At 71.5% G+C, this 22,078-nt stretch carries 21 protein-coding genes; 10 read left to right on the top strand and 11 right to left on the bottom strand.

Translation table 11 applies throughout. From position 1 onward, the window contains the following. Positions 1 to 1,575 carry a D-aminoacylase gene (locus AB0447_RS21605; RefSeq protein ID WP_366478323.1) on the top strand — a complete coding sequence of 525 codons (1,575 nt, stop codon included), beginning with the start codon at positions 1 to 3 and terminating at the stop codon, positions 1,573 to 1,575. Between the two features lie 193 nt (positions 1,576 to 1,768). Here AB0447_RS21605 and AB0447_RS21600 read toward each other — a convergent pair whose 3' ends face one another. Beyond that, positions 1,769 to 3,124 carry a carbohydrate-binding protein gene (locus AB0447_RS21600; RefSeq protein ID WP_366478322.1) on the bottom strand — a complete coding sequence of 452 codons (1,356 nt, stop codon included), beginning with the start codon at positions 3,122 to 3,124 and terminating at the stop codon, positions 1,769 to 1,771. Positions 3,125 to 3,360: 236 nt separating this feature from the next. Between AB0447_RS21600 and AB0447_RS21595 the strand changes: the two genes are divergently transcribed. Then, positions 3,361 to 3,555, top strand: a complete 195-nt coding sequence (locus AB0447_RS21595; protein WP_366478321.1) for a hypothetical protein — start codon at positions 3,361 to 3,363, stop codon at positions 3,553 to 3,555. 116 nt (positions 3,556 to 3,671) lie between these two features. Here the strand turns inward: AB0447_RS21595 and AB0447_RS21590 are convergent, their stop codons facing one another. Both AB0447_RS21590 and AB0447_RS21585 read right to left on the bottom strand, forming a co-directional pair. Beyond that, entirely contained in the window at positions 3,672 to 4,589 is a 918-nt protein-coding gene (locus AB0447_RS21590) for a LysR family transcriptional regulator (RefSeq protein ID WP_366478320.1), read from the bottom strand. A gap of 322 nt (positions 4,590 to 4,911) precedes the next feature. Further along, a complete protein-coding gene (locus AB0447_RS21585) occupies positions 4,912 to 5,889 on the bottom strand; it encodes a helix-turn-helix domain-containing protein (protein WP_366478403.1) in 978 nt (325 codons plus the stop codon). A gap of 98 nt (positions 5,890 to 5,987) precedes the next feature. Between AB0447_RS21585 and AB0447_RS21580 the strand changes: the two genes are divergently transcribed. The 4 genes from AB0447_RS21580 to AB0447_RS21565 all read left to right on the top strand — a co-directional run bounded on the left by AB0447_RS21580 (position 5,988) and on the right by AB0447_RS21565 (position 8,575). Beyond that, positions 5,988 to 6,962 (top strand): NADP-dependent oxidoreductase, encoded by a 975-nt coding sequence (locus tag AB0447_RS21580; RefSeq protein WP_366478319.1) that lies wholly within the window; start codon positions 5,988 to 5,990, stop codon positions 6,960 to 6,962. 55 nt (positions 6,963 to 7,017) lie between these two features. Then, a complete protein-coding gene (locus tag AB0447_RS21575; RefSeq protein WP_366478318.1) occupies positions 7,018 to 7,710 on the top strand; it encodes an alpha/beta fold hydrolase in 693 nt (230 codons plus the stop codon). A gap of 105 nt (positions 7,711 to 7,815) precedes the next feature. Then, the gene (locus tag AB0447_RS21570) at positions 7,816 to 8,265 is read left to right on the top strand and encodes a nitroreductase family deazaflavin-dependent oxidoreductase (RefSeq protein WP_366478317.1); all 450 of its coding nucleotides are present in this window, start codon (positions 7,816 to 7,818) and stop codon (positions 8,263 to 8,265) included. A gap of 61 nt (positions 8,266 to 8,326) precedes the next feature. Beyond that, on the top strand, positions 8,327 to 8,575 hold the full coding sequence (locus tag AB0447_RS21565; RefSeq protein WP_366478316.1) for a hypothetical protein: 249 nt from the start codon (positions 8,327 to 8,329) through the stop codon (positions 8,573 to 8,575). A gap of 23 nt (positions 8,576 to 8,598) precedes the next feature. On the opposite strand, the gene AB0447_RS21560 is transcribed toward AB0447_RS21565, so the two are convergent. The 5 genes from AB0447_RS21560 to AB0447_RS21540 all read right to left on the bottom strand — a co-directional run bounded on the left by AB0447_RS21560 (position 8,599) and on the right by AB0447_RS21540 (position 14,850). Continuing rightward, on the bottom strand, positions 8,599 to 9,768 hold the full coding sequence (locus AB0447_RS21560) for an aminotransferase class V-fold PLP-dependent enzyme (RefSeq protein ID WP_366478315.1): 1,170 nt from the start codon (positions 9,766 to 9,768) through the stop codon (positions 8,599 to 8,601). Positions 9,769 to 9,782: 14 nt separating this feature from the next. Next, positions 9,783 to 11,051, bottom strand: coding sequence for a SidA/IucD/PvdA family monooxygenase (locus tag AB0447_RS21555; protein ID WP_366478314.1), 1,269 nt, complete (start codon positions 11,049 to 11,051; stop codon positions 9,783 to 9,785). Between the two features lie 2 nt (positions 11,052 to 11,053). Beyond that, entirely contained in the window at positions 11,054 to 12,268 is a 1,215-nt protein-coding gene (locus AB0447_RS21550) for an ATP-grasp domain-containing protein (RefSeq protein ID WP_366478313.1), read from the bottom strand. 3 nt (positions 12,269 to 12,271) lie between these two features. Further along, on the bottom strand, positions 12,272 to 13,477 hold the full coding sequence (locus AB0447_RS21545) for an MFS transporter (RefSeq protein ID WP_366478312.1): 1,206 nt from the start codon (positions 13,475 to 13,477) through the stop codon (positions 12,272 to 12,274). A gap of 74 nt (positions 13,478 to 13,551) precedes the next feature. Further along, positions 13,552 to 14,850: a DinB family protein gene (locus AB0447_RS21540; protein WP_366478311.1), complete on the bottom strand. Its 1,299-nt coding sequence runs from the start codon at positions 14,848 to 14,850 to the stop codon at positions 13,552 to 13,554. Positions 14,851 to 15,681: 831 nt separating this feature from the next. Between AB0447_RS21540 and AB0447_RS21535 the strand changes: the two genes are divergently transcribed. Then, positions 15,682 to 16,857 carry a lysine 2,3-aminomutase gene (locus tag AB0447_RS21535; RefSeq protein WP_366478310.1) on the top strand — a complete coding sequence of 392 codons (1,176 nt, stop codon included), beginning with the start codon at positions 15,682 to 15,684 and terminating at the stop codon, positions 16,855 to 16,857. Next, positions 16,844 to 17,779, top strand: a complete 936-nt coding sequence (locus AB0447_RS21530) for a GNAT family N-acetyltransferase (protein WP_366478309.1) — start codon at positions 16,844 to 16,846, stop codon at positions 17,777 to 17,779. Before AB0447_RS21535 ends, AB0447_RS21530 begins: the two co-directional genes overlap by 14 nt. Before the next feature lie 8 nt (positions 17,780 to 17,787). Here the strand turns inward: AB0447_RS21530 and AB0447_RS21525 are convergent, their stop codons facing one another. The 3 genes from AB0447_RS21525 to AB0447_RS21515 form a co-directional block, all read right to left on the bottom strand. Then, on the bottom strand, positions 17,788 to 18,237 hold the full coding sequence (locus AB0447_RS21525; protein WP_366478308.1) for a rhodanese-like domain-containing protein: 450 nt from the start codon (positions 18,235 to 18,237) through the stop codon (positions 17,788 to 17,790). Between the two features lie 131 nt (positions 18,238 to 18,368). Then, positions 18,369 to 18,845, bottom strand: coding sequence for a macro domain-containing protein (locus tag AB0447_RS21520; RefSeq protein WP_366478307.1), 477 nt, complete (start codon positions 18,843 to 18,845; stop codon positions 18,369 to 18,371). An 87-nt stretch (positions 18,846 to 18,932) separates the two neighbouring features. Further along, positions 18,933 to 19,673: a pentapeptide repeat-containing protein gene (locus AB0447_RS21515; protein ID WP_366478306.1), complete on the bottom strand. Its 741-nt coding sequence runs from the start codon at positions 19,671 to 19,673 to the stop codon at positions 18,933 to 18,935. A gap of 431 nt (positions 19,674 to 20,104) precedes the next feature. Here AB0447_RS21515 and AB0447_RS21510 point away from each other — a divergent pair, with 431 nt between their 5' ends. Continuing rightward, positions 20,105 to 20,638 carry a SigE family RNA polymerase sigma factor gene (locus AB0447_RS21510; protein ID WP_366478305.1) on the top strand — a complete coding sequence of 178 codons (534 nt, stop codon included), beginning with the start codon at positions 20,105 to 20,107 and terminating at the stop codon, positions 20,636 to 20,638. A 9-nt stretch (positions 20,639 to 20,647) separates the two neighbouring features. Beyond that, entirely contained in the window at positions 20,648 to 21,520 is an 873-nt protein-coding gene (locus tag AB0447_RS21505) for a hypothetical protein (RefSeq protein ID WP_366478304.1), read from the top strand. Positions 21,521 to 22,078: the final 558 nt, after the last annotated feature.

Here is a 22,078-nt window from a genome sequence, read left to right as displayed (position 1 = left end):
GTGGACCTGGTGTTCCGGGGAGCCCGTGTCGTCGACGGCTCGGGCGGGCCCTCGTACACCGCCGACGTCGGTGTGCACGAGGGCCGGATCGCGGCCGTCGGGCGGGCCGCCCGGCAGGTCCGGTCCGGCCGGGAGACGGTCGACGCGGGCGGGCTGGTGCTGGCTCCCGGGTTCATCGACATGCACGCCCACAGCGATCTGGCGCTGCTCCGGGACCCGGACCACAGCGCGAAGGCCGCCCAGGGGATCACCCTCGAAGTCCTCGGCCAGGACGGCCTGTCGTACGCGCCCGTCGACGACCGGACCCTCGACGGGGTGCGGGCGGCCATCGCGGGCTGGAACGGGGACGGCTGCGATGTGGACATGGACTGGCGGACGGTCGGCGAGTACCTGGACCGCCTCGACCGGGGCATCGCCGTCAACGCCGCCTACCTGGTGCCGCAGGGCACGGTACGGGCGTACGCGCTCGGCTGGGCGGACCGCCCGGCGACCCCGGCCGAGCTGGACCGGATGCGCGCCCTGGTCGCGGAGGGGCTGGCGCAGGGCGCGGTCGGCATGTCCTCCGGGCTGACCTACACCCCCGGGATGTACGCCTCCGGTGCCGAACTGGCCGAGCTGTGCCGGGTGGTCGCCCGGTACGGCGGCTACTACTGCCCGCACCACCGCTCGTACGGCCGCGGGGCGCTCGCCGCCTACGCGGAGATGGTGGAGCTGACGGCGCGGGCGGGCTGTGCCCTGCACCTCGCGCACGCCACCATGAACTTCGCCGAGAACGAGGGCCGGGCGGGCGAGCTGCTGGCCCTGCTGGACCGGGCCCTGGCCGCCGGCGCGGACATCACCCTGGACACGTACCCGTACACGCCCGGCTGCACCACCCTGGTGGCGCTGCTGCCGAGCTGGGCGAACGAGGGCGGTCCGGCGGCGGTGCTGGAGCGGCTGCGGGACGACCGGGAGGCGGAGCGGATCCGGTACGCGCTGGAGGTGGAGGGCGCGGACGGCTGCCACGGGGTGCCGGTGGACTGGTCGGCGGTCGAGGTGTCCGGGGTGCGCGATCCGGCGCTGTCCGGTTACGTGGGGCGGCGGGTGGACGGCTGGGACACGGCCCGGCACCTGCTGCTGGCGGACCGGCTGGGCACGGCGGTCCTGCAGCACGTGGGTCATGAGGAGAACGTCCGGGCGATCATGCGGCACCCGGCGCACACCGGGGGCTCGGACGGCATCCTGCAGGGCGCCAAGCCGCATCCGAGGGCGTACGGCACCTTCCCGCACTACCTGGGCCGGTATGTGCGGGAGTTGGGGGTGCTGGGCCTGGAGGAGTGCGTGGCGCACCTGTCGGGCCGGCCGGCGGCGAGGCTGCGGCTGCCCGACCGGGGCCTGGTCCGGGAGGGTTACCGGGCGGACCTGGTGCTCTTCGATCCGGAGACGGTCGCGGCGGGTTCGACGTACGCGGAGCCGCGGCGGCTGCCGGCCGGGATTCCGCACGTCCTGATCGACGGGCGGTTCGTCATGCGGGACGGGCGCAGGACCGATGTACTGGCGGGGCGATCCGTGCGCCGTACCGGTGCGACCGTGTGACCTTTGTGCCGGGCCCGTGAGGTGAGGGGCGGGTGCCGCGGCTCCCCCTCGAAGCCGCGGCACCCGTGCACGGGGTTCCCGGGTTTGCGGGTTTCCCGGTTTGCGGGTTTCCCGGTTTGCGGGTTTCCCGGTTTGCGGGTTTCCCGGTTTGCGGGTTTCCGGGTTCCTCTTCCCGGATTCCGTATTCCCGGGCCTACAGGCGCTGCCAGAGGGCGGGGACGTTCGGCGGTTCCCAGCCGGTCTGGGCCTGGTGGCCCTGGATGCAGCGGTAGGAGGCGCCGCCGTGGGTGACGGTGTCGCCGGCCTTGTAGACCGTGCCGGCCTTCCAGGTGCCGCCGGGCTCGGGATCGCCCGGGCCGGGGCCGCTGCCGGTGGTCTTCAGCGTCAGCCCGTACGCGGACAGGATCGGGTTGAGCGGCTGGAAGAAGGTGGTTCCGCCGCTGGAGCAGTTGCCGGAGCCGCCGGAGGTGACGCCCTGGGCCTGGCTGCCGGATATGTAGGAGCCGCCGGAGTCGCCGGGCTCGGCGCACACCGTCGTGCGGGTCACGCCGGAGATGGTGCCCTCCGGGTAGGTGACGCTGGTGTTGTGCTGCTGGATGGTCCCGCAGTGCCACCCCGTGGTGGAGCCGGACCGGCACACCGAGGCGCCGACGGGCTGCAGCACCGAGCCGGTGACCTGCACGTTCGCGCCGCCGCTGCCCTTGACGTAGGGGGTGGCGGTCCACTGGCCGTTGGCCGCGACCCAGGCCATGTCGCTGCCGGGGAACACCGAGCCCTGGAAGCTGCCCTGGGCGACCTGGTTGTAGCCGCTGGTCGTGGTCCCGGCGCGACCGCAGTGGCCGGCGGTGGCGAACCCCTGGGTGGTCCCCTTGGTCACGGGGAAGCCGACCGAGCAGCGGCCGCTGCCGTTCATGTAGTAGGCGTCCCCGCCGCGCAGGTCGTAGAGCGGGCGCGGCGCCTGGGTGGTGCGTACGACGCGGACCAGCGCGGAGTCGGTGCCGGTGGCGGCGAGCAGCCGGGCGGCGGCCCCCGGCGCGGTCTCCTCGACGACCACGGTGTTGCTGCGCTGGTCGACGTACCGGACGGGGGTGGTGGCGGTGGCGGCCCGGTCGAGGGCGGCCTTGGCGGTGTCGAGGACGCCGAGGGCGTGCGGGACCACTGCCGGCCGGGCGCCGGCCGCGCGGATCGCGGCGGCGTCGGCGGGGCGGGTGGTGGCCACGGTCAGGGTCTTCGCATCCGGGCCGTCCACCCAGGCCCCGGCGAAGCCGGCCGCGAGCCGGTCCCGGAGCAGGGCGGCGGTGGCCCCGGCCTCGGCCTCGTTGACCAGGCGGGCCTTGGCCTGCGTGGGGGTCAGGCCGAGATCGCGCTGCATGGCGGCGAGCAGCTCGGGCCGGGCATCGGCGGCACGCAGTGCCACGGCGGCGGAACGGGTGGAGGCGGCGGGGGCGGTGCCGGAGTCCGCGGTGGCGGCTCCGGCCTGGCCGCCGGCGAGCAGCAGCCCGGCGGCGGCCAGGGCGGTACACGCCGCGCGGGCGTGTCGCTTGAGCATGGGGGATCTCCTCGGTTTCCGTCAGGAGCGGTGAGGGTCTGCGGAGAACCGTAGGAACGGGAACGGGTGGGCGGGAGCTGTCAGTTGGCCCCTCCCTCCGCGTTATGGCCGCGTCATGGCGGCCTCATCGCCGGGTGGGGCCGGCCTTGCGCGGGCCCCGGTCCGGTGGTCGACATGCGTTCATGCCGCCGTGGCCGGAGGATGGGGGTCCGGGGGGTATCCGAGGGAGGTACGACATGGCCGGTGAATCGGAACAGAAGCCCAAGGGTGAAGGCCGCCCGGTGAAGCTCTGGACGGGCGGCGAGCGGCCCTACGACCCCGAAGACCTGGTGATGGCCACGGGAGCCGATCCGACTCCGGAGCGGGTCGAGAAGGCCCGGAAGCTGATCGAGAAGGAGGGCCCGACGGTCATCGAGCGCTACCTTCCGTAGCCGACCCACCTCCACTCCCCGTACCCCGGCCCCGGGACGGGACGGTCGCCTCGGGACCGGGTTAGGGGGTGTCCGGTGGATCAGGGCCGGAGCCGCCCTGATCCGCCGGACACCCCCTAATGGTGTGCGGAGGCCGAGCGGGAGAGGGCTTCGGTGTGGGCTGCGCGGGCGTGGTCGAGGACGGCCGCCGCGCGGGTAGCGGCGCGGGCCGCCGGGTGCCAGCCCAGCAGGTGCCGCCAGACCAGCGGGGTCCCGGCCAGCGGCCTGGTGACGATGCCGGGGGTGGCCGGGAAGGTGGCCCGGCACAGCCCCACCGCCCGCCCCACCTGCACCAGGTGCACGCAGGACGCGGTGTCCGTCTCGTACACGCACGCCGGGGTGAACCCCGCCCGCACGCACGCCGCCGCGAAGCAGTCCCCGAAGCAGCCGTCGCCCGGTACGTCCGTCCACGCCTCCGCGGCCAGCTCCGCGAGCCCGATCTCCCGCCGGGCGGAGAGCGGGTGGTCCGCCGCGAGCATCACGTGCACCGGGTCGCGGGCCACCTCCAGCCAGGCCAGCCGTCCCGGCTCGGGCGGCGCGCTCTCCCCGCACACCCCGATCAGCGCGAAGTCGAGCCGGCCCTCGGCGACCCCGCCCGCGATCTCCCGTTCCGACCAGGAGGTGTGGGTGGTGACGGGTGCACCCGGGTCGGCCCGGGCGATCCGGTCGACGAGTCCGCCGAGCAGCGGCCCGTGGGTGCCGCCGAGCCGGTAGCCGCCCGCCCCTTCGCGGGCGAACCGCACGGCCTCCTCCTGGAGTTCGCAGAGCGCGGGCAGCACCACCCGGGCCCGCTCCAGGACCAGCTCCCCGAGCGGGGTGGTCCGCACGCCCTCGCGGCCGCGCAGGAACAGCGTTCCGCCCAGGGCCCGTTCGATCCGCTTGAGCTGCGCGCTGAGGGCCGGCTGGGCGAGTCCGAGCGCGGTGGCGGCCCGGGTCAGGCTGCCGGCGTCGGCGATGGCCCTGACCGTCCTGAGGTGCCTCAACTCCAAGTCCATGAGGTGAGCTTGGGCGCACCCCCCACCCTGGACAAGATGTAGGTCCAGACCAATCCGGCCCGCGCTGGGGGGCGCCGGGCGGGCCGGGCCCGGCCTGATCGACAAGACACGCCCCAGGTGCGCGGCGCCGGAAACGTCCCGGCCTCCGGCGGGCCCTGCAGGCCCGCGGCAGCCGGCTCGTACGCACGGGCCGCGTCCTCGTCGCCCGAGACCCGGGCCAGCGCGGCCAGTTCGCCGTACACCTGCGCCTCTCCCCGCGGCATTGTCGATCGTCCGGTGCTGCAAGGCCCACCCAGACCATCGGGCCCGGTCAGTCCCGGCCTCAGCGGGACTGCGCCGCCTTGGCGCGGAAGGTGTGCCGGTACGCCAACGGTGCCACCCCGATCGCCGCCGCCAGGTGCCGCCGCAGCGAGGCCCCCGTGCCCAGCCCGGCCTCGGCCGCGATCCGGTCCACCGGCAGGTCCGTGACCTCCAGCAGCCGCCGCGCGTGCTCGATCCGCTGCCGGGTCAGCCACTGGCCCGGCGTCATGCCGACCTCGTCCCGGAACCGCCGTGAGAAGGTCCGTACGCTCATCCCCGCGTGCCGGGCCAGCTCGGCCAGGGCGATCGGCCCGCCCAGCCGGCCCAGCGCCCACTCACGGGTGGCGGCGGTACTCGCCCCGGAGCTCTCCGGCACCGGCCGTTCGATGAACTGGGCCTGCCCGCCCTCCCGCCACGGCGGCACCACGCACAGCCGGGCGACCCGGTTGGCGACCGTACTGCCGTGGTCCCGGCGCAGCAGGTGCAGGCACAGGTCCACCCCGGCCGCCACTCCGGCGGCGGTGAGCACCTGGCCGCCGTCCACGAACAGCACGTCCGCATCCACCTGCACCTGTGGAAAGGCCCGCTGGAATTGCTCGGCCTCGTTCCAGTGGGTGGTGGCACGGCGCCCGTCGAGGAGCCCGGCGGTGGCCAGGACGTACGAGGCCGTGCACATGGAGACGATGCGGGCGCCGGCCGGCAGGCTCCGGAGGGTCCGGGCGAGTTCGTCCGGCAGCCAGTCCCGCTCGGCGTCCTCCCCGACACCGCAGGTGAACGGCGGGATGACCAGGGTGTCGGCGGTGGCGACGAGCTCCCCGCCGTGCTCCACGGTCACGCTGAAGTCCGCGCCGGTGCGGACCGGCCGGCCGTCGAGGCTGCAGGTCAGCACCTCGTACAGGGGCTCGCCGGACGGCCCCTCCGCCGTGCCGAAGATCCGTACCGGAATGGTCATTTCAAACGGATACACGCCGTCCAGGGCCAGCACCACGACCCTGTGCACGCCACGCACGCCTCCACCTTCACCCATGGCCGGATCTTTTCACATCGTGTCACTCCGGCCACTCGTCCGCCCCGCCCCCGCCCGGCACTCTTGATCACATGACGACGACGCAGACGACGCAGACCATGCAGGCCATCACCCAGACCGCCTTCGGCGGCCCGGAGGTGCTGGAGCTGACCACCACCACCCGCCCCGAGCCCGGCCCCGCCGAGGTGCTCGTACGGATCCACGCCGCGGCCGTGAACCCCACCGACGTCTGGCACCGGGCCACCGGCGGCCTGGCCGGCACCGACGTGCCGCCCGTCCCGCTCGGCTGGGACCTCTCCGGCACCGTCGAGGCCGTCGGCATCGGCGTGACCCTCTTCCGTCCCGGTGACGAGGTGTTCGGCATGCCCCGCCACCCGGCACCCGCCGGCACCTACGCCGAGTACGCCACCTCCCCCGCCCGCCACCTGGCCCGCAAGCCCGCCAACCTGGACCACGTACAGGCGGCCGCGCTCCCGCTGGCCGCACTGACGGCCTGGCAGGCCCTGGTGGACACGGCCGGCCTGCGCCCCGGACAGCGCGTCCTCGTCCACGCGGCGGCCGGCGGCGTCGGCCACCTGGCCGTCCAGATCGCCAAGGCGAAGGGCGCGTACGTCATCGGCACGGCCAGCGCCGCCAAGCACGACCTCGTCCGCTCCCTCGGCGCGGACGAGGTGATCGACTACCGGTCCGTGGCCTTCGAGGAGGCGGTGGCCGAGGTGGACATCGTCGTCGACACCATCGGCGGCGCGTACGGTCCCCGCTCCCTGCGCACCCTGCGCCCCGGCGGGATCGTGGTCTCGCTCGCCTCCCCGGCCGAGGCGGCCCTCGCCGAGGAGGCGGAACGGCTCGGCGTCCGGGCCGTCTTCATGGCGGTCGAGGCCGACCACGCGGGCCTGCGGGAGATCGCCGCCCTGGCGGAGTCGGGCCTGCTGCGCCCGCACATCGCGGAGGCCCTTCCCCTGGCCCAGGCCGCCGCGGCGCACGAGCTGTCCGCCACCGGCCGCACCGTCGGCAAGATCGTCCTGACCACCGACGTGCTCGCCTGACGCCACCCCGCCCCACGCCATCCCGCCCGGCCCTGACGCAAGGAGACCCCAGCCCATGTCGACGTACATCCTCGTGCCGGGCGCCTGGCACGGCGCCTGGACCTTCGAACCCCTCGCCCGCGAACTGCGCCGGGCCGGCCACGAGGCGTACCCCGTCACCCTCACCGGCGTCGGCGCCCGCCGCCACCTCCTCACCCCGTCCGTCAACCTCGACACCCACATCGAGGACGTGGTCAACCTCCTCACCGACGAGCAGGTGGACGACGCCGTGCTGGTCGGCCACAGCTACGGCGGGATGGTCATCACGGCGGTCGCCGACCGCCTCCCGGACCGGATCAAGGGCCTCGTCTACGTCGACGCGATGGTCCCCGAGGACGGCGACTCGACGTACTCCCTCGTCACCGAGAACGAGCGGGCCTGGTACCTCAACGGCACGGAAGAATCCGGCTACGCGAGCGCGCCCCTCCCCTTCTTCGACCCGCGCGCCACCCCGCACCCGCTGGCCTCGCTCCTCCAGGCGGTCCGCCTGAAGGGCGATCTGACCCGCTTCCCGGAGAAGTCGTACGTCTACGCGACCGCCTGGCCGACCCCCTCCCCCTTCGCGGCCCTCCACGACCGCCTGGCCGCGACGTCGGGCTGGCGCACCCACGCGGTCGACTCGGGCCACAACGTGATGCGGGACGCCCCGGCCGAACTCCTCGAGATCCTCCTCGGCCACGGACTGGACCGCCCCACCCCGGGTATATGAACCGACAACCGCCTCAAACCGGACTTTTGTCGTTACTCCGTGCGTTGCTTCTCGTTAACCGCGCAAGGCGCTCAAGCACCGCTGACGCACGGAGGCAGGCCGCACATGCACCAGGTCGACGCCGACTGGGACCACCCCACGGACCCCGAGCCGGGCTGGAAGCTGGACCACGTCCGCGAGTACGTGGAGACGGCCGGGGCGGCCGGCCACATCTGGCACGGAGTCCCCACGCTCCTCCTCACCACCCTCGGCCGGGTCTCCGGCCGCGCCGTCCGCACCCCGCTGATCTACGGCGAGGACCCCGACGACGGCCGCTACATCCTGGTCGCCTCGGCCGGCGGCGCCGCCGAGCACCCCCACTGGTACCGCAACCTGGACGCCGAACCGGAGGTCCGCGTCCAGATCGGCCCGAAGGTCTTCCAGGCCAAGGCCCGCACCGCCACCCCGGACGAACGCGAGGTGTACTGGGGCCTGATGACCGGCCTCTGGCCCCAGTACGACGACTACCAGGCCCGCACCGACCGCGAAATCCCCCTGGTCATCGTCGAACGCTGACCCGGGCCCCCTCGGGGGCGTCCGGGATGCGCGCGCGACGGTCCCGACGGAAGCTGGGCGCATGCACCACGCGCCGATCGTCGTCCACCGGATCCTGCCCTCGGGGGGCCGCCGCGTCACCCTCCTGGTGAGCGGCCACGACGAGCCCCTCGGCCTGGCCCGGTCCGACGCCGACGTGATCGAGTTCCTGCGCCGGGCGGACGTGCCCGACCCGGACGAGGTCGTGCTCGAAGACTCCCCGCTGGTGGAGTGGGTGGGTGGCGAGCCCCACCGGTACGAGGCCGAGGAGCCCACCACCGACCTCCCCTGACCAGAGGGGTCCCGATCGGCGGGTCAGAGGCCCGCGAGCGTCCCCGTGAGCAGGTCCTGCTCGCCGTCGGTGTTGTAGTAGTGGACCGAGGCCCGGACCACGGCCGCCGGTTTGTCCGGGCGGGTGTCGAACCGGGCGCGGGAAGGGAACGAGAAGTCCGCCGTCACGCCCGCCTCCCGGAGCCGGGCGACCAGGTCCTGCGCGGTCCAGCCGTCCTTGGTGAAGGTGACGATGCCGCTCTGCACGGTGCCCCGGTCGTGGACCCGGACGCCGGGCAGCCTGGACAGTTCCGCGCGCAGCCGGCCGGCCAGGGCCGCTATCCGGTCCCGGATGGTGTCGATGCCGAGGGTGAGGACGTCGTCCACGGCGGCGCCGAGGCCGAGCAGCCCGGCCACGTTCCGCTCCCAGGTCTCGAAGCGCCGGGCGTCCGCCCGGAGTTCGTACGCGTCGGGTCCGGTCCAGGTGGCCGCCCGCAGGTCCAGCAGCGGCGGGTCGAGGGTGCCCACCACGTCCTGGGAGACGTAGAGGAATCCGGTGCCGCGCGGGCCGCGCAGGTATTTGCGGCCCGTGCCGGACAGCATGTGGCAGCCGATGCGGCGGACGTCCAGGGGCAGTTGACCGGCCGACTGGCAGGCATCCAGCAGGTACAGGGCGCCGGCCCGGTTCGCGAGCTCGCCGATGCCGGCGGCCGGGTTCACCAGCCCGTCGTACGTGGGTGCGTGGTTGACGGCGACCAGCCGGACCCGGCCGCGGCCGAGCAGCTCGGCGAGCGAGCGCAGGCAGACCTGGCCGTGCTCGTCGTCGGGGATCGGCTCGACCTGGACCCCGTACCGGTCACGGGCCTGGAGGAAGGCGAGGGCGTTGCTGGGGTACTCGCTGCGCGAGGTGAGGATGCGGTCGCCGGGCTGGAAGGGGATGGCGTAGAAGGCCATGTCCCAGGCCCGGGTGGCGTTCTCCACCAGGGCGATCTCGTGCGGGCGGGCGCCCAGCAGCCGGGCCACCGAGGTGTACACCGCCTCCAGCCGCCCGGCCGCCAGGTCGGCGGCCACGTAGCCGCCGACCCGGCGCTCCAGCAGCAGGTGGTCGATGACCGTCCGGGTGACCCGCTCGGCCGGGAGCGCGGAGCCGGCGTTGTCGAAGTACGCCGATTCCGCGCAGCCGGGGGTGTGCGCCCGTAGCTGTGCCACGTCCATGGTGCGGGGCCGGCCTACTCGCCGGCCGCGGAGACCAGGTCCCCGACGATGTCCGCGGCGCGCACCGCCATGGTGCTGAGCAGCGAGTCGGCGATGCCGTGGGTGGCCTCGTTGACGCCCTGGAGGTAGAGCCGGGCGTGGTCGCCGTCGTCCTCCGCCGTGCGGACCCGGTAGCTGCGGGTGACTTCCGGTCCTCCGGGCAGGCCGAGCCGTTCGGCGAGGTCGCGTACGACCGCGGGCATGGCCGGGTCGTAGCCGGTGCCGAGGAGGACCCGGTCGCAGCGCAGCTCGGACTCGGCTCCGGTGCCGCGGTCCCGCAGGGTCAGCAGGACGCCGTCCTCGTCCTCGGCGGCCGCGACGACCTCGGTGGCGGTGAGGACGCGCAGCCCCTCCTTGCCGTCCAGGCGGTCCCGGTACATCTGGTGGTAGAGGCTGTCGAGGAGCTCGGGGGTGACACCGGAGTAGTTGCTGCGCGCCATCTCGCCGAGGACGAGGTCCCGGCCCTGGGCGGTCATCCCGAAGAACTCCTCGGAGGCGGCCGCGGAGTAGAAGCGGCCGGTGAACTTGGAGGAGACGTAGGGGGTGAGCCCGATCCCGCGGACCACCAGGACCGGGGAGCAGGTCGGCAGGGCCTCCTGGACGGCCTGCACCATTTCCACGGCGCTCTGGGCCCCGCCGATCACGGCGATCCGCTGCGGGACGTCCCGGGGCAGGTCGGCGATCCGTACGGAGTATTCGCTGCTGTGGATGACGCGCTCGGCCGGGAGCCCCCGGAAGGGCTGCGGGATGCGCGGGTCGCGGCCGCCCGCGACCACGAGGTGGCGGGCGCGGACCGTGGATCCGTCGGAGAAGCCGACCTGCCAGTGGGCGAGTGCCCCGGAGGCGTCGCGTACGGGCTCGATGCGGACGGCCCGCCGGCTGTACTGGACCCGGACCCGCTCCAGGCTGCCGGCCACCCACCGCAGGTAGTCGGAGATTTCGCTGCGGTAGGGGGTGAAGGTGCCCAGGCTCATGAAGTCGTCGAGCCTGCCGGTTTCGTGCAGGTAGTTGACGAAGGTGAAGCGCGAGCGGGGGTTGCGGAGGGTGGCGAGGTCCTTGAGGAAGGAGACCTGGCTCTGCGCCCAGGGGATCAGCAGTCCGCGCTGCCAGACCGTGTTCTCGCTCTGCTCGACGAGCAGGGTGTCGGCGGCGAGCTCCGGTGCGAGCTCTTCGAGGGCGACGGCCAGTGCGAGGTTGGCCGGGCCGGCTCCGATGCCGAGTATTCCCACGTCAGTGCTTGTCACGGTCAGCCTTCCTCGGTGGTGACGTCGATCCGGTAGTGCCGGCCGAGCGTTTCGATGCGCTCGTGCACCTGTGCCTCGGAGTCGGCCTTCAGCAGTACGAGTCCGGCAAAGGTCGCGGAGTGGACCACGCCGGTGGTGCGGTCCCCGGGCTTCACGCGGACGTCGGCGTGGACGACACCGGGGGCCTTCAGCAGGTCTTCCTCGGAGCTGATGGCGGTGATCGTGCCGAGCGGCCGGGGCAGCATGTACTGGATCAGGTGGTCCGCCGGGGCGATGCCGGCGCAGGTGACCGGGTCGTCCAGGGAAGTGGCGAGGAATTCCATCCAGATGTCCACGCCGTACTGGTGGAGCAGCTGTTCGGCGATGCCTCCGCCGCCCGGCCGGCTGGCCACTTCTCCGATCAGGTAGCCGCGGGGGCTCTTGAGGACTTCCAGGTGGGTGACGCCGTCGGTGAGGCCGAGGGCCTTCACGGCGGCGGCGTGCAGCTCCCTGACCTCGGTGGCGTCCGGGTGGTCGTCGGGGAGGGTGTACGAGCCGACGAGCGCGCCGACGCTGGCCAGGACGGGCTGGAAGTAGCGCGAGACCGCCGCGAAGTGCACCTGGCCGCCGACGACGACGGCGTCGCAGTGGAACTCCGCCTCGATGTCGACGTACTCCTCGGCGAGCTGGGGGTACGGGGATTCGCGGAGCTGACGGGTGAGTTCGGCCGTGGCGAGGCGGTCGGCCTCCGCCTCGTCGTGGACCACGAAGACGTCCTCGGAGCCGCCGCCGATGGCCGGCTTGACGACGACCGGCCAGCCCAGCAGGGCGCCGGCCTCGGTGACCTCGGTGAACTGCGCGAGCTGTATGAAGCGGGCCACCGGCAGGCCGGCCGCGGCGAGGCGCTGCTTCATGACGTGCTTGTTGGAGAAGGCGTTGGCCACCTCGTAGCCGGGGCCGGTCAGGCCGAAGTACGAGCGGATGTAGCCGCCGGCCTGGAGGCTGAGCTCGGAGGGCGAGACCACGTACTCGAACGGGTTGCGCTTGCGGATCTCCAGCGCGGCGAGGCGGACCTGGGTGAGGTCTTCGACAGTGTCGACGACGGTGACGTCGGTGTCGTCACGGTAGAAGTGCCGGTATCCCGGTGTGGTGATCACCGAGAGCCGGATGCCGGAGCGTTCCTGCAGCAGCCGGGCGGCGGGCTCTCCGCTGGTGTTGATCAGCAGAACGTTTTTCATGGCTCAGGTCCTCGCCTTGCTGGGGGAGATGCGCTCGGGTCCGGCCGCCGGCCGGCCGGTGCCGCGGCGCTGGAACGTCCACACGGTGACGGCCAGCAGGGCCGCGGCGGACACGGGGAAGAACACCTGGAGGGATCCGGTGAGGTTCACGGTGAGCCCGAGCAGCAGGGCCGATACCGGCACGGCCCCGGTGATGAAGGTCCGGATCACCGCGTTGACCCGGCCGGAGAGTTGGTCCGGAATCTCCTTCTGCCGGTAGGCCATGGTCGCGGCGTTGACCCCGCCCTCGCCGAGGCAGAGCACGCAGAATCCGGCGACCACCGCGAGCGGGGCGCTGACCAGGAGCCCGAGGGAGCCGACGGCGGCGATCCCGAGCCAGAGGGCGATCTGCCGGTGGCGGTTGTCGCCGGTCAGGGCGCGGGGACTCAGCCATGCGCCGAGCGCGGCGGCGACGGCTCCGCAGGAGACGGCGATGCCCAGCGCGGTCGGGGACCAGTCCCAGTGGTCGCCGCCGACGGTGAGCAGGGTGGGTTCGAGCGCTCCGGCCCCCAGGTTGTAGAGGGCCACGGCCAGGGTGAGTCTGCGCAGGTCGGGCCGGGCGCGGAAGTACGCGATGCCCTCCTTGAGCATGTCGGACAGCGAGCCGGCGGCCGCCTGGGGTTCGGCCTTCGGCATGAAGACCACGGTCAGGGCGGTGAGCAGAAACGTCGCGGCGTCCAATTCCAGGGCCCAGGTGGTGCCGACGCCGGCGATGGTGAAGCCGGCGAGGGCGGGTCCCACGAACCGGGCGACCAGGAGGATGGAGGTGAACTGGCTGGAGGCCTTGTCCAGCCGGTCGCGCGGGACGAGCGCCGGGATGAGGCCGTAGTCGCCGGCCACGTCCGACACCACGTTGGCCAGGCCGAGGACGAACAGCGACAGGAAGACCGCCCCTATCTGCTGGTGGGCCAGGAGCAGCGGGATGATCGCGACGGCCGCGCCCTGGATCAGCTCGCCGCCCGCGAACAGCGCCCTGCGGTCGTACCGGTCGATGAAGGTGCCGAGGAACGGCGCCGCGAGGTAGGGGGCGGTCTGCGCGGCCACGCTGAGGACGGCCAGCAGACTCGAGTCGGTCGACTCCAGGAGAGCCCACGGAATCGCTATGTAGAGGAAGGTGTTGCCCACGGTGGATACCGCGGAGGCTCCTGTCAGCAGCCAGAAGGCTCTCATGAAGTGCTACCCCATCGGGTTGTGGCCGGGCCGGCCCGCACGGTGTGGGTGCGGGCCGGCCCGGTGGATCGGCGTCAGACCGCGGCGACCTGGCTGAGCAGGCGCGCTGCCTCGTCGGCCCGCTCGTTGATCGTGGCCGTCAGGGCGTCCACCCGGTCGGACATGAAGCCGTCGGCTCCGATGAGCGCGGCTTCGGCGGTGCCGAGGCCGGCGAACAGGCGGGAGGCGAACCGGTGGTTGGCCGTGTGGCGGTGGCCGGACGCGTCGAGGATCTTGTCGATCGAGACGGCGTGGTCCCGGGGGTGCCAGATGTAGCGCTTGAGGCGGAACCGCAGCTCGACCGGGCCGAGCTCCCACCATGCGGAGCGGATGCCGAGCTCCTTCTCGGTGATGTCCGAGTAGTCCTGCGTGTTGCGCAGGTGCAGGCGCTCGTAGAGGGCGAGCAGCTCGTGCAGGCTCTCGTGGCTGCCCAGCGGCTCGCCGTGCTCGGCGACCGTGTCGGTGGCCGGGACGACCTCCGGGGACAGGCCCTGCCGGCCGCGGTCGAGGGCGTGCAGGATCTGCGGCCGGTACGCCCACCACTCGGCCATGATCACGTGGGCGAGGTTCTCGCGGATCGACCGCTCGGAGCGCAGCGGGGTCTTGTCCAGCAGCGCGTCGGGGACGCCGACGAACAGCGACTGGAACTCGCGGTAGGCGAAGCGGTGCTGGCCGAGCAGGCGGTGGGTGTCGTTGAACTCGGGGCCGTGCTTGGCGCGTTCGCGCTCGGCGATGACGGCGAAGTCGCACAGCTCCTGGTAGGCCTGGAGCACGACCTCGCGCAGGCAGTCGGAGTACCACTGCCAGTCGCCGGGGCCGGGCTTGCCGATCCAGTCCTGCATCAGGACGCTGTCCGGCAGTGCGGCGACGGTCTGCGCGAAGCGCTCGACGGCGGCGGCCAGCGGCGAGGTGGTGACCTGCCGGCGCATGTCCCAGGAGGTGTCGATCGTGCCGCTGTCGCCGGCGACCTTGCGCCAGCGCTCGGCCTCCTCGACCGTGACGCGGTCGTGCGGGTGACGGGCGAGGGCCTCGTCGAAGAGGCGGATGGCCTCGCCGTACTTCTTCTTGCGCAGGGCGGCCTTGCCCCGGCCGACCAGCAGCTGGGCCTTGAACGACTCGGGGGTCAGGTGGCCCGCGGTGTCGTGGAAGACCGTCTGGTAGCCGACGGAGAGGCGGGTGCGGCGCGGCGCGCCGTTCCACTCGTGGTAGCGGGTCTGGTCCGGTGCGAGCAGCTGCACGGTCGGGGACCAGATGAAGATGTGGTTGTTGATGATGTCGGTGCTGGCCCGGTCGGGGTCGGTGGTGACCACCCGTACCGGAAGTGTGTATTCCATGATGTCCCGAGCGATCTCGGGGTCGGAATAAATACTTCTGTCGTGCCCCGTGCACCCCGAACAGTCGGGTGAATGAAGGTCCAGCAGTACCGGCTTGTCTTCGACCTCGGACCTCTTCAAGAGGGTCTGAAAATCGTGCTGATTTGCCCAGTTGATTGCCAACGTACGCCCTTCCCGCGCCTTGGTTGGGACCGGCGAGGATGCGGACAGAGCAGCCCTCCCTCCCCACCACGATCTTGAACCTACACGCCGTGGATCATCGACTGTCAAGACGTTGAGACCCACTTGCTAATGGAAAGTGTCCAACATGTGGGCACTTGAAGCATTCAGCACAAACTCGGACACAAGCGGGCCATACCGGCCGGTCAGTCGAAAGATCGCCTCGCTGGGCCTCGCAGAAAATCCCAGGTCATCTCTTGATCGAGGATCTTTCCATCAGGTAGAGATGATCCGGGGGATGCACGAGCCGGCCACCCGTCAGCCGTTTGCTAGCCATTAATTATCGCAAAGCGACTCGTCTCGGAGATCGTTACTGAGCGCCACAGGAGCTCCTCCTGGTCGCCCGAACGGTGGGGTCTGTCAACCATGATCATTGCGAATAACTCGGACACATCGGCGGATGTCTCCATACAGTCGCTGGAACCTGTGCGAGCATCGCAGCCGTACGAGTACCAATTTCAGCCAGTGACCGAACCGGACTGGACCAGATTTCCCGGCTGGAGCGGCGTGACGGCCGAAGAATGGGGCTCGGCCCAATGGCAGCGCGCGCACTGCGTCAAGAATGCGCGACAGCTCCAGACGGTTTTCGGTCAATCGCTCGACGAATCGTTCATGGCCGACCTGGCACGCGACCAGAGCGAACGCGCCACCATGTCCATGCTGATCACGCCACAGATGCTCAACACGATGGTCCCCGACCTCGCCCCCGGCGAGCCCGGCCACCTGGACCGCTTCTACGCCGACCCGGTGCGCCGCTACATGCTCCCGGTCTTCAGCGACCGCCACGCAGAGTGGCCTTCGCATCCGTTTGCGAGCCGCGATTCGCTGCACGAGGCGGAGATGTGGGCGGTCGAGGGACTGACCCACCGCTACCCGACCAAGGTGCTGGCCGAGCTGGTCCCGACCTGCCCCCAGTACTGCGGCCACTGCACCCGCATGGACCTGGTGGGCAACTCGACCCCGCAGATCACCAAGCTCCGCCTCGGACTCAGGCCGGCCGACCGGCTGGAGCGCATGCTGGAGTTCCTGCGGACCAGCCCCTCCATCCGCGATGTCGTGGTCTCCGGCGGCGACGTGGCCAACGTGCCCTGGCAGCGGCTGGAAGCGTTCCTCTACGCCCTGCTCGACATCCCCAACATCCGCGACATCCGGCTGGCGACCAAGGGCCTGATCGGCCTCCCCCAGCACTGGCTCCAGAAGGACGTGCTCGACGGCCTCGCCGCGGTCTGCGCGAAGGCCCGCCAGCGGGGCGTGCAGATCGCCGTGCACACGCACGCCAACGCGGCGCAGTCCGTCACCCCGGCCGTGGCGCGGGCCACCACCGCACTGTTCGAGGCGGGCGTGCGCGACGTACGCAACCAGGGCGTGCTGATGCGCGGGGTCAACGACTCCGTCGAAGCCCTGCTGGACCTCTGCTTCGGCCTGCTCGACGGCGCGGGCATCATGCCCTACTACTTCTACCTCTGCGACATGATCCCGCACAGCGAGCACTGGCGCGTGTCCGTGCGGGAGGCACAGCAGTTGCAGCGCGGAATGATGGGCTACCTGCCCGGATTCGCCACCCCGCGGATCGTCTGCGACGTCCCCTTCGTCGGCAAGCGCTGGATCGACCAGGTCGACTCGTACGACCGCGAACGCGGCATCTCCTACTGGACGAAGAACTACCTGACGCCGCTGGAGGCCGACGACCCGACCGCCTGCCGGCGGGCCTACCCCTTCTATGATCCGATCGACACCCTGCCCCAGGAAGGCCAGGACTGGTGGAGGAACACGCATGAGGGTCATTGACGAACACGGCCTCTCGGTCGCCCTGATCGAACCCGGCGAACTGGCCGCGGAACCATGGGCGACGGCGGACCCGCACATCGACGTGGTGCGGATGCAGAACCCTCCCGCCGAGCTCTGGCCGGAGCTGGACGCCCGCGGCTTCATCCGCAAGCCGGAGATGCTGACCTGGCTCGCCCGACTCCGGTCCGACGAGGACGAGTTCCTCGCCCGCCTGGAGACCAAGGCCCGCCAGGACATCCGCCGCTCCCAGCGCCGCGCCGCCGAAGCACTGCGCGAGGTCGTCCAGGACCGGGTCGAGCCGGAGACCCTGGACCGCTTCCTCACCCTGTACGAGGAGCGGGTCGCCGGGATGCAGTACGGCGTCCCCTATGCCCGGCGCCACCGGGAGGCCGTGCTGCACGGGCCGCAGAAGTACTTCGCGGTCTTCGCCTTCGAGGGGGAGGAACTCGTCGGCGGCTGCCTGGTACTGGAATGCCCCGACGAGGACGCGATCCGCATCCGCTTCTCGGCGGTGAGCGAGTCCTGGCGCAAGTCCAGCCTGGCCCGCACCCTCTACTTCGCGGCCATGCGGACGGCACGCCTCAAGGGCTACCTGTGGGCGACGCTGGGAGACGAACCGAACCTGTACGGGCACCTGACCCAGGCCGGGCTCTTCGCCTTCAAGGTGAACATGGGATTCGAGGCGATCGCGTCGCAGGAATTCGCCGACCCGACCGGCTGCGACGAAGCGGACCTCGTCCTGAACCTCACCGCCCTGAACGACCCGTGCCTGATCCTCGGATATTCCCCCGAACCCGACGGGCCGGCCCTGACCGGGCACCTCATAACCGAGGCCGGCGCGGACGCCCGCAAATTCTCCGCCCCATTCCTCGCAAAAACAGAACTGCGCCCCCCGGGCCCGCCCCGGGGAACACAGAACTAGCGGACGAATCAGGCCGACGGATTCTCGGACTTCCCGGACTCGACCGGGAATCCGTCACGCTTCCAGTACTCGAACCCCCCGATCATCTCCTTGACCCGGAAGCCGAGCACGGCGAGCTTCGCGGCACCCTTGGTGCCGGCGTTGCAGTCCGGCCCGAAGCCGTACGTCACGTACGTGGCCTCGCGGTCCAGGCCGACGACGTGCTCGGCGGCAAGGTCCCGGTGCGGCAGGTTCAGCGCACCCGGTATGTGGGCCTCCAGGTAGGACTCCGCGCTGCGCGTGTCCACGACGACGACGCCCGGAACCTTGTGGGAGATGTCGTGCTCGACATCCGACGGATCGCATTCAGAGGCGAGCTTCGCCAGAAAATACGCGGCCGACGTCTCGGCAGTGGCCGGGACGCCGGCCACCTTGCTCTCGGCCCGCAGGAATGCGAAAAGCTCGTGACTTTCGGACACCGATTCTCCTTCGTAAGGAATTACGATCTGTCCGCGCCAGATTATGATCCACCTCGCCATTTCCGCAACCATGGTTTTCCCCACGCGCGGCGTTCAGCCCGGCCGGCTCCCGGGACGGCTCCCGGGACGGCTCACCCGAAGTCGTACACCGTCACCTCGATCCCGCGGGCGCACAACGCCTCCGTGATCAGCGGCTCGACACGCGACCACTTGCCGCCCGCCAGCCCGCACCCGATGCGCGGCATGTGCACCGAGGCCCCCTGGGCCTCGGCATGGCCGGCCAGCGCGCCGAGGCAGCGCTCCAGCGCGTCGTAACGGATCGGCGGCCCGCCGCTGCCCGTCCGCATCCCCCGCTGCCCGACCATGTTGGCCACCCACACGTCCGGCCGCACCTGCACCAGCTGCACGGCCCCCAGCCCGAAGTCGTTCTTGGCCCGCGCCCTGTGCCAGGCCCTGAACTCCGCCTCCGGCTGCGGCCACCGCCGCGAGACCGCCAGCACGAACCCCTTGCCCCACCCGCCCAGGTCATTGCACACGTGCGCAATGACCTTCGGCCCCTTGGCCTGCGGACTGGTCGCATCCCCTGCGATGACCCTCAGCACCCTCATCCCCCACCCGTGTCGGCGAAGGTCCAGTGTGCAGGGACGATCCGACATCACCGGGCCCCTCCACCACGCGGATGAGGCCTGGTTCTCTCAGCGAATTTCTTCGCCGCCCTTCCACAGCGTGCAGTTCGGAGCCTGTTCGCCTCCCACGAAGCCGTCCTTCATGTCCTCCCGAGGACCCAGCATCCTTCCGGTCACTTCGTCCCAGTGCGGCTGCAGGACCACGCCGGCCAGCACCTGCAAGGGCACACCCTTCGGCCAGCACGTGTAGGCATTCACCTTGGCCCCGATGAAGGAATGAGCAGTGCCCAGCTCGGCGTGGGTGAGGTTCGCGCCATGCAGCAACGCCCCCCTGAGGTCTGCGCCCAGAACTGTCGCCTGGTACAGGTTGGCGCCTATCAGCTCAGCCCTTTGGAGCTTGGCTCCTTTGAGGTCGGCTCCTCTGAGATCGGCCTCCCGGAACCGGAATTCCTGCAGATCGATGTTGTGGAGGTCGGCGTTGTGCAGCTCCTTGCCGCTGAAGTTGATGCCGTCGATGTTCCGTGTCCCAGGCGTGAACCCCGGTATGGATTGGGCGATCTCGATGTTCGCTCTCCACGACGCGTACTTCTGCGACTCCCCGAGGGAGTGTTCCAGAAACAGAGCCGACAGGCCGATGGCGATGCCAGTGACAAGGCCGCCACCTATGGCAGCGAGCACTTCTATCCGGGGCTCGGACTCCGGTTCTCTGACGGCCATCTTCCAGGCGAGGGCCGCACCCACCGCGCCGAGGACTCCGAGGACGAGCAACACACCGATCAGAGCCCAGGACCACGGACCTGTGTCCGGCACGGGGACCATCCCCAAAACACGCAGACCAAGGCAAAAGACACCTCTCTTCTTCTGTAACCCCGATGCCCGGTGATCGCAACCGACCTTTCAGCATGCAGGCGTCGAGGAGTCGCACTGCGCCAGGCCGCGGCGCGGATCGACCCGCTCCGCCATGAGCTACGCCACGCGTGCATCGGCCCCGTCGACGGCGACCCAGGCCAGTCCGGGCTGCCGGTGGCGGGCGAGTTCGTCGACGGACAGCGGCTCGTCATCGGTGACCTCCGCCATGCCGATGCCGTGAAAGCACCGTTGCCGCAGGTCGCAGGTCGCAGGTCGCAGGTCGCAGGTCGCAGGTCGCAGAAATTGGGTTTCAACCTTTAGCGTGCGGCAGCGCTCTGAAGAGGAGTGACAGGCAAGGGCCCCCTCGAACCGGGCCCCCGAAAGGAGAGCAGATGCCGGACAACGGCCGGGGCTCCGAAGCGCCGCAGGGCTTCCACGGCCCCGAGAGCTTCGAGACCTTCGCCCGGGCAAGCCAGAGACGGCTGTACCGGACCGCGTACCTGCTGTGCGGAGACACGGACACAGCCCGGGACCTGACGCAGACCACGCTCGCCAAGATGTTCCAGCACTGGAAGCGGGCGAGTGCCGCCGACCACATAGAGGCCTACGCCAGGACCGTGCTGACCCGCACCTACCTGGCCGAGCGGCGGCGCCGGCTGCGGGACCTGCTGGCGCACTCCCGCCCCGACCCCCGGCCTGCGCCCGACCACGCCGATCTGCGGGTGACCCTGCTGTCGGCCCTGGCAGAGCTCCCGCCCCGGGCCCGCGCCATGGTCGTCCTGCGGTACTGGGAGGACCAGAGCGTCGAGTCCGTCGCCGAGCTTCTGAAGTGCAGCGAGTCCACGGTCAAGAGCCAGTGCTCACGCTCCCTGGCGAAGCTGCGCGCCCAACTGGGCGAGGCCCACAACTACGCCACGTGGAGCTGAGGAACCGCCATGGGAGACAACATGCCAGAAGACCACCAGAACGCCGTGCTGGTCAGGGATGCGATGGAACGAACGGTCGCGGAACTGCCGACGGTCCACGACCTGGTGCCCACCGCGGTCGCCCAGGGCCGGCGCCGCAGGCTGCGCGCCCGGCTCGGCACCGCCACCGTGGTCGCCTGTGTGGCCGGGGCCGTCGTGTTCGGCGTCGGGGCACTGCCCCTCGGGGGCGGCGGTGAGACGACGATCCGGCCCGCCGCCACCGGCACACCCGCGCCCAGCGAGTCGCTCGCCCCGTCCCCGGTCCCGGAGCCGAAGCCGTACCGGACACCGGTCCACATCGAACCCACCAGCTCCGACGAACCGTCCATGGCGAACCTGCCGGCCGCGGAGCGGGAACGGCGGGAGCAGTTCCAGCAGCGGGCGGCCCTCCTCCTCGACGAGCTGCTGCCGGACGCGGTGGGCCTGATCCGGCCGATCGACCTGAACGTGAACCACTACCAGGGCGAGACGAAGGACGGCAAAGCCTTCCGCATCATCTTCTCCGTACGGCCGTCCGGCGGCGGCTCCCCCCTGAAGTCCTGCCCCGAGAAGACCGCCGTCGTCAAGGACTGCGAGCGGGCCACCCTGCCGGGCGGCCGCCAGGCCATCGCGTTCAGCTTCCTCTCCGACTCGCCGGGGACCACGGCCACCCTGGTCCAGTTCTCCTACGGGAACAGCGACGTCTCCCTCACCGTCAACCCGGACCCAGCGGCCAAGGCCACCGCCCCGGTCACCAGCAAGCAACTCCTGACGGCTGCCGGCGACCCCCGCTTCCTCGACCTGGTCCAGTACGCCGACAAGAACCCGATGCAGGAACGGCAGATTTCCATCCCGGGGGGCTGATCCGGGGGCGGGGCGAGGGCGGGGGTGACGCTGCTGGGGGGTACGGGGCGCACGGCGGGGGCGGGCTTCTTTGGCCCCTGCTCGGGGGCGGGGTGGGGCGGGGGCTCTGCAGGCTTCGGTTGGACGGAAGCCAGGCGTTGGCGGGGTACGGGGCGCACGGCGCGGGCCTGCTCCTTTGCCCCCTGCTCGGGGGCGGGGTGGGGCGGGGGTGCCACCCACCCCTGGGGGCTTCGCTTGGACGGAAGCCAGACACTGGCAGGGGTGCGGGGCGCACGGCACAGGCCTGCTCCTTTGCCCCCTGTTCGGGGGCGGGGTGGGGCGGGGGTGTGCCGCCCACCCTTGGGGGCTTCGGTTGGACGGAAGCCAGAGGCTGGGCGGGGGGTGCGGGGCGCACGGCGCAGGCCTGTTCCTTTGCCCCCGCTCGGGGCCGGGCCGGGACGGGGGTGTGCCACCCACCCCTGGGGGCTTCGCCCGGACGGAAGTCAGAGGCTGGGTGGGGTTGGTGGGTTGCGGGGTTTTGCTTGGGCGGGGTCGGAGGGTGCCCGGGGGCTGCCCGTC

The organism is Streptomyces sp. NPDC051211 (genome assembly GCF_040689505.1).
Lineage (GTDB): Bacteria > Actinomycetota > Actinomycetes > Streptomycetales > Streptomycetaceae > Streptomyces.
The sequence above is the reverse complement of the archived record's forward strand: the minus strand, read 5'-3'. Positions and strand labels throughout refer to the sequence as shown.